1 protein-coding gene is annotated in these 11,236 nt (G+C 43.8%); it reads left to right on the forward strand.

Annotation, left to right across the window (positions count from 1 at the left end):
* The first annotated feature begins 30 nt into the window (after positions 1 to 30).
* Positions 31 to 11,157 (forward strand): ZmpA/ZmpB/ZmpC family metallo-endopeptidase-related protein, encoded by an 11,127-nt coding sequence (locus NE665_RS22355; protein WP_256302645.1) that lies wholly within the window; start codon positions 31 to 33, stop codon positions 11,155 to 11,157.
* Positions 11,158 to 11,236 lie beyond the last annotated feature (79 nt).

Below are 11,236 nucleotides of genomic sequence, written 5' to 3' on the forward strand. Positions count from 1 at the left end.
GGGCAGGGAGAAATCACCCTGTATGGACGAATGGAAAACACGGATCATATATCAGTTACTTTCAAGGAAAAGAAGGAGCCTGTAAAGGTCGAGAAGCAGGAGAACGGCTTGTATCAGGGAAGCTATACACCGAAGGAGAACGGAAGCTATGTGTTCCAGAGCGAAGCGGCAGATGATGCACCTCTTGGTACGACCGCAACCTATGAAGTGACCGATATAACAGGACAGCCGAAGGAAGAACCGAAGAAAGAAGAACAGTCGGAAGTGAAGGAGATCCATATCACGAATGAACAGGGCCTGAAGGATATTGCAAAAGCACCGGATAAGACGTATATCATGGACAGCGATATCACGGTGACCTCTGATTCTATCATGGTGGAAAAAGAATTCACAGGGACATTGGAAGGGAACGGCCATGTGATCAAGGGCTTGAAGCAGCCATTGTTTTCATCCCTGAAGAAAGCGAATATAAAAAATGTAAATCTGAGCAGTACTATTGATACGGATGCAGATACAGCAGCGTTGGCAGGGAGTGCGACGGATACAAAAATCAATGGCGTTGGCATTTTAGCTGTCATTCATTCAAAGCAAAATGTTGCTGGAATGCTGGTGAATTGTACAAATACAAGTATAGAAAGCAGTTATGTGAGCGGGGAAATCACAGGGGAAGCAGGAGCTTCCGGTTTTGTCGTCTCCGGAAATGCAGAAATAAGCAACAGCTATGTAACGGGAATCATCGAAGGCAAGCAATCCGCATATGGATTCGGAAAAGAAAGCAGTATCACGAACTGCTATGCGGCCGTGTATGTGGAAGGCAAGGAAACAGGCAATTTCAATGGAGAGAGCAATAAGCTGGAAAGCAGCTTCTATGATATCAGCGTGGCATCGAAAGAAGAGCCGCGAGCACAGGAATACACAAGTGCGCAGATGGTCAGTGGAGGTCTGGTAATAGACGGTTTCCAACAAAAAAAGGGAAGCTATCCATCTTTAAAGAAAGAGATCACAGACAAATACAGTGAAGAGGCAAAGAAGCTGAGTGCGCTCAGTACACTGGCAGTCAGTACGCAGACAAGTCTGATGGGACTGACGAAGGATGTGGCACTGCCTTCCTCAACAGGGAAAGAAGCTGTCTCATGGAGTGCAAAAGGCAATATCGGAATCAATGGGAATACCCTGCTTGCGAAAGTGAGTACTGATTCAACAAAGGATACGGATGGAGAACTGATTGCAGCTACGAAGAGTGGTACAAGGATCTTGAAGGCTGCATCTGCGAGAATCCTTACGAAATCACCAATCGCTGGAGAATCACTTGCAGAACCAAAGACGCAGATCAGCTTCGATATGAAGGAACGCCTTTATTACAAGGTCACGACAACACCTGCAGAGGCGCCGGCTTCACATAAGGCAGCTATAGAAAGTGGCTGGAAGAGGTACTTATGGAGTGATGTGATCAACTGGTCGGATTTGGACTGGCATACCGATTATGTACTGAATGAATACGATATGGCAGCCAAAACCATGAAGACCTATCCCATTACGACCAATAAGGGACTGGTGGGAGGAAATGTCAGCCTGAGCGATACCTTTAAGGTAAGTACAGAAATCACTGCGACCTTACAGGATGCGCAATGTGAAAAAGGAAGCTGGACATGGGAGAAGAGCAAATCCTTATCCAGCGGCTGGGAAGAACTGAAAAGCAATGCAGATACGAACAGTATAACAAGTACTTATACACCGACAACAGATGACAGCGGATACTTCGTACGTGCAACCTTTACCGTAAGTGATGATCAAAGCTACAAGGGAACAGTAACGAGAGCCAGTTCAACGGTCATAAAGGAAGAACTGAACGGCATCAAGATCTATAGGAACAGTGCATTGACCGAAGAAGCGGGCGCAGCTGATATGGTAGTAGGAAACCAGCTGTATGCAAAGCTTACACAGGACAAATTCGATGCGGATGTTACATACAGTTGGCATCACAAAACGGATGATGATAAGGATCAGGATGACAAACGGGAAGGTAATGAAAGCAGTTATTTGATAACAGGAAAAGATGTTGGGAAAAAAATCTATGTAAAAGCTACAGCCAAAAATGATGGTGGAGCCAGTGGGGCAATCAAAGCGTATACAGATGCAGTGGTAAAAAAAGCCGCAACTGAGAAACCTAAGGTCACACCGGAATTAGTGAGCCGCGAGGATATCTCTCTGACTGTGAAAATGCCTTCCTCAGTCACAAAAGGATTGTATCAATTTGGATATGTATTGTCTGAAGGTGGTACTGAAATTCAACCATTTGATATTCTTGCTAGAGGTAATAATCCTGTGACCATTACCGGGTTGGAAGCTGATAAGCGATATCTTATCTATGTGAAACAGATAGGAGAGGATGGATATGAAGATTCTGCATGGGGTGATTATTCACTGGAAGCTGATACAGATTATCCTCATGTAGGAGGTACTGTTGAATTAAGTGTAACTCAGAATACAACAGCTTATGGACAAACACTTTCTGCAAAGATAACGAACGGAAAATTAGGACAACAAGGGGTTTGGAACTGGTATCGAATTGATGCTGATGGAAATAGAAGTGAATCTTTAATGAAGCAGAATAAATACACAATCAAGGATCCACGAGATATCGGTATGAGGATTGAGGCAGTTTATTCTGGAGATAGCACACAATTCTATGCAGGTGAAATTAGTGCGCAGAGTGAGATAGTGAAAAAAGCAGAAGTAGATGCACCGGCAGACGTAATGGAAGAAAATAAAATTAAATCGACGGATTCAACTTTAACTTTTACACTTCCAGATCAGGATCCTGCAGAAGGTGCACTTGGAGTCAATGAACGATTTATAATTGGCTACTCCTTAAGTGAGAATGGTGTTCCGATAGAGTATCGCGAAGAAGGTATTGTTAAAGAATATCAACCAAGAACAGAAGTCGTAATGAAAAATCTGGACAGGGATACAACTTATTATCTGTTTTTACGATATGTGGAGCAGAATGAGCATTACAAATCAGAATGGACTCCTGCGAGCAAGCGTGTAACCGCCAAAACCTCGAAAACTGAATTACAGGGATCGTTATCATTCATTTACGATAACACTGGGGCTACCAATCCGATTCAGGGAGAAAAATTGATCGCCCGATTGGATGGAGTAAATACAAAAGAAGGTACCTGGAAATGGACGAAAAATGTGAATGGCGAGAAAAGTAATATTACGAACTTCTTTCCGGAAAAAGACGATGGTACATATTATATGATTCCTGCAACAGAACCTGTAGGAACAACATATGAAGTCACCTTTACACCGATAGCTGGGTTCAGTGGAGAGAAAAAAGCATTATCAACAGCTGTTCAGCAATATGTGCAGGAACAGTATGATGCTCCAACGATTGCTCCTAAGCTAGTAAAACAAACAGATACGACACTTACCTTTCAAATGGGAGAGGACGCGGATGCAGATGTCGTTTATGAATTTCAATATGGAAAAGAAGATAGTATAGATGCAGCTACAAACAAACTCGTGGAAACCAAAGCTTATAAGGGAACAGATGTTACTGTAACAGGGCTAGATCGCAATACGCCATATTATATTTGGGTTAGGCGCGCAAAGGATGATAATTATGAAGCGAGTCCATGGTGCTTATCAAATCTGAAAATGAATACAGAAAAGACCAGCATTCTTGGATATGTTAGTATCGAGGGAAATGATACCGCAGGGAAAGAACTGAAGGCTACATATACCAGAGCAAATTACATACCAGAGGGTGATGATGCGAGTGGGACATGGACCTGGTATCGAGAAGATGAGGGCGGCTATATCAAAATCGCTACCGGTATTTCTAGTAATAAGACCATATCTACTTATACACCAACAGGGTCAGATATCGGAAAAAGACTAAAAGCCGTTTATACAGGTACTGGTGATTTCAAAGATGATAAAGAAGCAGTTACAACAAGTATAAAAAAGAATGTAGCAATCGATCCGCAAATAACCAACTTATCAAAAGGAAATGATGTTGATAGTCATTTGAGCATGGAGATCAGTCTAAATGAAATAGACAATATATGGTACCGAATACAAAAGCAAACGGATCTAGCACCAAATGTACCATTGGGAATAGAAGACAGCGTATTGACGAAGGCTGGATGGACAAAAGCTTCATCTACAAGCTTTCAGGTTACGCAAGATTATGAAAAAAAATATTTTGAACCTAATATAAGTTATACCGTCTATATTGTGAAGCAGGAAAGCACAGAAACTCAGGTTAGTAATATCATCAGCAAATCCATAGAGCTAGGCGTTATCACTCAGTCTGGAACCATTATTTTTTCAGGGAATGAAGTTGTGGGAAAGACGATTACAGCTAGTCTTAAAAATGCAAACAATAACAAGGGGACCTGGAAGTGGTATAAAAGTACAACAGATTGTGGAGAGACAGGATCTATAGCCGCGCCTGGAGTTGATGAAACAGCGAAATGGGAACAATTATCCAGTGGATATAGTCCAAGCATTGATAGTGATACCAGTACGCTGACGATTAGTGAGGATATGTGGAAATACTATGTCAAGGCAGAATTTGTGCCAAATAGTGATATTGGTTATGGCGGCACCAATATTCAGTTAGTCAACAGTGCATATATCCGAAAGATATATAATGAACAAATTACGATTACATCTGATACAAAGGATGGAAATGGAAACAATACAGCTTATTCTGGTACAAAAGTTACTGCAACTGTAGCGAATTGGACTGGGGATGATCTAAGTAAGCGTTTTGAAATGTATATCGGTGATCTTGATCCTGTTCCACATGAAGATGATAGTCGTACATATAAAGACAATACCATGACATCTACAGAATCAAACTGGAGTGACAGGGATGGCAGAAATATATATGCGAAGCTAACGGTACCTGATAACATCATGTTGTACGTAGACGAAAAGCTAAATGTTATTAAAGCAGGAACAGAATATGAGAGTGATCGGATCCTATATCGTTCAGGAGAATCTATATCGAATCCAACGGAGCTTAAAAGCTTTATAGAAGGAACAGGGGCTTACTCCAATCGTGCAGGATCATATATCATTACGCAGAATATATCATTAGCAGGAGTAACAACAGCGGCCTGTGATAATTTCAGTGGTCATTTAGATGGTGATTATCATACAATTACGGGTCTTTCATCGGAACTGTTAGGTACGGTGAAAGGGAATGGTAGTACAAAGGCAGTTGTTGAAAATATCATCATAAAGAAAGCTAATATTGTATATAAGCCTTCTGTAAAGGATGGTAATATCGGTGTGCTATGCCGTGAAGTCTATCAGCCCGCTGTCGTAAGAAGAATTCTTGTAGTAGATGCTACCTTTAATACGAATGCGCGTACAGGGATGCTGGTTGGTCAGTTGGGGCTTGAGGAATATGGCTCCAGTTATAACCCTCAGTTATCACAGGGAGCTGATATATACGATGCAGAAATTTCAGAATGTTCAACAGCTTCAGGTGTTTTGAATAATGAAACTGTAAATACTTCAACTGGAGGTTTTATCGGCTTTGCACCTACAGGTAGAGTGTTAAATAATTCAAGTGTAAGTACAGAAGTTATCGGAGGTAATTGGATTGGTGGTTTCATTGGATATGCATCACGAACAAGCAAGTCCTATCTAATCAATAACTATTCCGCTGCAAAACTAAAAGTAGGAAATTACAGAAATCCGGCAATCGGGGGTGCAATTGGCGGTTATGGAACAAAGGATTTTACGAACAATGTTATCACGAATACTTATTATGACAGTACAATGACGAGTGGAACAAATCTTAGTGATATAAACTATGGAACACCGAAAACTTCGAGTGAACTTGTAGGAAGTAATCTGAAAGCATCATTTGATACATATGATAAGAGTAATATATGGACCTATAAAGAAGGCTACTATCCTATTTTAACATGGTTGAAAAACAGCAAGCTTTCATTATTGTACTCTTCAACGAGGGGATCTTTTACATCTATAGATAATCAGACAGGCAGTGGTGATATGTTCACAGGGAATCTTAATGGAAGCATAGCAATACCTGTCGATTTACAAGGGAATGACTTTACTTACAAGAGTAGTGATCAAAATGTGCTCAAAATTACCGAGGGAGGAACCATTATCCCAGTAGGTACTCCGGAACAAAAGGCTACAATAACGATTACCTATACAGAGCCTGATGAAACAATCGGTGGTTCTGCATCAAACACTTATGAGTTTACTGTCAAAAAGCAAGTTAAGGCCTTAACTTCTGTTTCTATCACTGGAACAACAAATCCCGGTCAGATTTTGAGTGCATCAGCATCAGGTGCTAAAAATTATCAGTGGTATCGTAGAAAACATGGAGATACTTCACGAGAAATAATCGCTGGAGCCACAGAAGCTGCCTATACCATTCAGCCTAAGGATATTGGTTATGAAATCAATGTGGATGTCGGAGCACCTGGGTATGCTACGATGTCTTCTAAATTTTCCAGTGTCGTCACCTCGATCAAGCCAACCGATCTTCAGACTACGGAATTGACAGATCAGGCTGTCACAGTAAAAGCGAACGGGATTGATGGTGCAAAATATGAATATGCCTATGCGACTACTGAGGGAGGAAATAAAATCATTGCAGGACATTCTACTTCAGCGTTTAAAATCAGCGGTTTACAGAGAAATAAGCAATATTGGCTATTCGCAAGAGTTGCTGGTGCCGAAGATGGCAGTTATGCCCCAAGCGAATGGAGTAAAGCTGTTACAATCAAGACGGAGAAAACCAATATTGCAGGACCGATTAAATTGAACGGCGTCATCAATGCAGGAAGTACCCTTACCGCTTCTATTGCGGATACCAATCTTCAAAAGGGAAACTGGAAAATTGAGAGGACGAAGGATGATGGAACAGTCACCCCGCTCACGCCGAAGACCTCTACAGACTATGGCCTGACCTACGAGCTGACGGATGCGGATGCCGGCTCTAAAATAAAAATCACATATTCCGCCCTGGCAGATACGGATTTTGACAAGTCTGTTTCCATCGAGACCGATCCGATATTGAAGCGTTCACAGGAGGCGCCTTCTCAGGCACCTGTCGAGATCACAGCCGCAAAGAAGGATCACTCCCTACAGGTACAGGAGAGTGTCGTGGAAGCCGGAACTACATATGAATTCGGTTACCGTAAGAGTGCGAGTGAGGATATAAAGCCTGTGTCCGGCGGCGGTGTCACAGCTGATACACCAGTCACTATATCCGGACTTGAACGCAATACGACCTATTACATCTATGTGAGAAAAGCAGAAAAGGATCTCTATGAACCAAGTCCATGGTCTCCTGCTGCTCAGCTAACAACAGATCGATCCAGTGTAAAAAATAATACTATCACGGTTAGTGGGAGTGAAAAGGTCAATCAGTTTCTGACGTTCACAGTGAATCATAAGGATGATAATACAAAGGATCAAACTGGTATGTGGGTTCTGGAGCGTGTGGGAAAGGATAACTCTAATACACTGGTTCCTACAACGATGAGTGTGGATACACAGACGATTACCTATAAGCTGGTTCCTGAAGATTCAGGATATCAAATCAAGGCAAAATTTATCGGTATACAGGATTACAAGGAAAGCTGTGAGGGGAAGAGTGCGCTCATACAGAATGACGCTCAGCATATCGGAGATGTGCTGCCAACTATCCAGTCAGCTGGTGAATACAATATCAATGCCATTATCAATAAAGTAAGTGATGATGTCTATGAATTTGGTTATAAAAAAGAAGGAGACAGCAATATCACACCACATCCGGTAACGGCAGCATGGGGAAAGGAAGTGGCAATCACGCCCCTGCTTCGTGAAACTACCTATACTATATATGTGAGAAAAGCCGCAAAAACCGGATATGATGCCAGTGGATGGTCGGAAGGTGTTGATTCAAAGACCCAAACGTCCACATTAACTGGAAATATCACATATACCGGAACGACGAGTGTGCAGGATATCCTTCATGTTACCTATGAACAAGGTAAGTATCCATATGCCGGGGATGATTCCGGCGGAAGTTGGCAGTGGAAGCTGGATGATGTAGATGTTCCAGCAGATAGGGGCGGTCAGTCAGATTCTCTTATAATCGAACCTGTCGATGGAAATCCGGAGGTGACCGTGACCTATACAGCAAAGGAGAAGAGTGGATTCCAAGGAACGATCACGAGGGATTTTGGAAGAGTTTATAAAAAAAGCGCTGATGTACCTGCAGCTCCTACAGTTGCGGCACAAGGGGAAGATAAAAAGAAGGAAGGAAGTATTCTGCATCTTGAAAGTGCGGATGTAGATGAGGCTGTGTATTATTATCTGCAGCTGTCATCGAATGATAATCTGCCGGAACTGATTGCAGAAAAGGATATTGTGGACAACGGTGCTGTCAAAGACAATACGGATAATGTGGAACGCTGGCTGAAAGCAGAAGCATCCATGGATATCCGGGTACCTGCGAATAGAACCTATGTTGTCTATGCCGCAAGACTGGAAACACGCTCCAGGATGGCAAGTGGAATCAATTCCACACGTGGCAAATTGAGCGCAAAGGAACCTTTGTTGAGAGACCCGGAAACAGAGGGGCAGATAACAGAGAGTGATCCTAAGGTTGTCTGGAAAACGCTTCAAGAAAAGACACTTCAGTACTCCTTATATGGAAAAGCACCAACGGCTACATGGAAGTACTATGTGACGAAGACTCCAGAGGTAGCGACAACATGGCAGAATATTGATGCGGAATTGAAGGCACTGGGAAGAGTGGACGAGGTCAAAGACAATGTCTCCTATTCAACGTTTAAGGTACCGTTGAAGTATACAGGTTTCTATCTGAAAGCAGTCTTGATTGGTGTAGATGATTACAGTAATCAGGTCGAATATGTGACCAAGGAAAAATTGCAGGGAAAACTGTTGACAAGTACAGCGGTGATTACACATTCCGATAGTTATGCGTTACTGGATACCTTGCAGGCGGAATACAAATTTCAGGAAATCAGTGAAGAGGATGATCCATCGGGAACCTTCTACTGGTACCGCAAAAAAGATGGAATGAGTGATCCTGAGCTTATCAAAAAGGACGCACCGGGTACGACAAGCAGCTATCAGACGCAGGAGGCGGATTTTGAATGCTATATCTATGCAGTATATGTGGCAGCGCCAAGCGGACAGTTCAGTGGAGAGTCAGTAACCGACAGTGTCTATATCAATCATAAGGCAGCGCAGAATACACCGGAAGCGCCAAAAATCCTGCAGGTCAATGGAAACAGTATACAGTTCAAAGCAATATCAAACTATAATCCGAAAGGAATGGACAAGATACCGCAAATTGTTGTTGGATATCAAAAGGTGAATGTAGATGGTACACCAGCCGATGCGGAAATTACATGGCAGAAGGATTCTGACTACGGAGATAATTGGTTCCGAAAACTGGATCGAAGAAGCAGCTATAAACTGTATGCAAAATTTCTGGGAACCAATGTTTATGCACCATCGGGTATAAGTGCAGCGAGTGCAATCGCGACAACGGAAAATGAGCTGTTCGATGAATCCAGCCTCGATGTGCAGGCGCTGAGTACCTTTGGCACTACGGACAGCGATATCGGAAACAAGGTCATGATGAGCTTTACCGGTGACGGCTATGATGAAGGATATTTCCGCATCCGTCGAAGCAATGGGGATACGATCGTGGAACAGGTGGAGGATGCCGTTGTCACCGGAACCAGCATCTCCTATAGCTATACGTATACCGCAGATGATGTAGGCAGCTATATCATCGTCGACTATATTGCAAGGGACAGTGCAAAACGCTTTGAGGGAACGATAACGAAATCGAATAAGCTCGTCATCACGAAGCCGGAGAATCCGGATAAGGCGATACAACCTGTCCTGCAGCAGGATCTGGATACGAACCTGTATGTGGAGGTTCAGGACGGCTATGAATACTATCTCAGTACCTCTTCGACCTCACCTCTTGCGGATAGCGGGGATTGGGATACGCTGACAAAGCTCACAGAAGGGGAACATGCCGGACAACATGAATTCACCCATCTGGACAGGACGGCCTTCTATTATCTGCACGCAAGGATCGCTGAAACGAAGGAATACCGTCACAGTACGGCTGTCGTGAGTAAGAGAATGGCTCCTTCACCGTTCATCGACTTCAAAACGACAGATGTCAAGAATACGAAGAATAAAGAAGCTGCCATGGCGTTGAGTGAGGCGATCCCATTCCCGTCCACCCTGAAAAAGGGGAAGATCACGATCGAGGACATGTCCTTCATGAAAGAGACAGATGACAAGGGCGATCTTGTCCGTAATGAGATCTCGGTATTCACAGATGCCGAAGGGAATGCAACGGATGCCGTATATGAGCGTGGAAGCAGATGGGGGAATAAGAACTTTGCGACAGAGATCATCCTCTATGACAAGGATGGAAGCATCGTCGATCGAACGAATGGCACGAAGACGACGCTGGATGCGACACGAGCGGAAACGATGAAGCTTGCCGTGTATCGTGTGAATGCGATCAGTGATCCGGGACCGTATGTCTGGCAGGCGACATTGAAGGATTCAACGACAGAAGGGATCACCGCACTGTTGAAGGGGAATGTGATCATGACGACGCAGCTGGAGGCGCTCGTTCCACAACAGATCCGGATGCATGCAGAGGGCTCCCTCATCCGGCAAAGTACCAACAATGCATCCCTGCGCAACGATACTGCGATGCCGATCACGATCGGCGTGGACAGACTGGCAGTGAAAGGGAATGGGATGCCGTCTTTGATGGGGGTCATGAAGGGTGGTATCGCCACGATCCAAAAGGATGAGGCGTATCTGAAGATGAGTAATGACGGTTCCAACTTTACCAGTCCGCGAAACGGAGCATGGTTCCAGACAGAGACAGCTTCTCAGAAGGAGGACCTGTTCCTCATGGGGCGTGGAAGCCGTGCCGATTACTATGTGAGCGGTGCTGCAAATGCGGGACAAAAGTGGCCGTGGGACAGTGATGGAGAGGTCAAGGAAGCCTATAAGATCCGCTTCATCACATCGATCAGTGAAGAGGATGTCGCAACCTATGAAAGAAAACAGTACGAGATCAGAGAGGAGTAAGGGATGGAAACAGAAGAGAAGAGAGCAGGGAAGCAGCGCAAGGGGATGATCTTCCTGATCGTCCTGCTCCTGCTTGCGG

The organism is Clostridium sp. DFI.1.208 (assembly GCF_024463855.1).
Taxonomy (GTDB): domain Bacteria; phylum Bacillota_I; class Bacilli_A; order Erysipelotrichales; family Erysipelotrichaceae; genus Clostridium_AQ.

Bases quoted from the DNA above. Each gene is read 5' to 3' on its own strand.
- NE665_RS22355 (WP_256302645.1), top strand. From the start codon at position 31: ATGGAAAACACGGATCATATATCAGTTACTTTCAAGGAAAAGAAGGAG.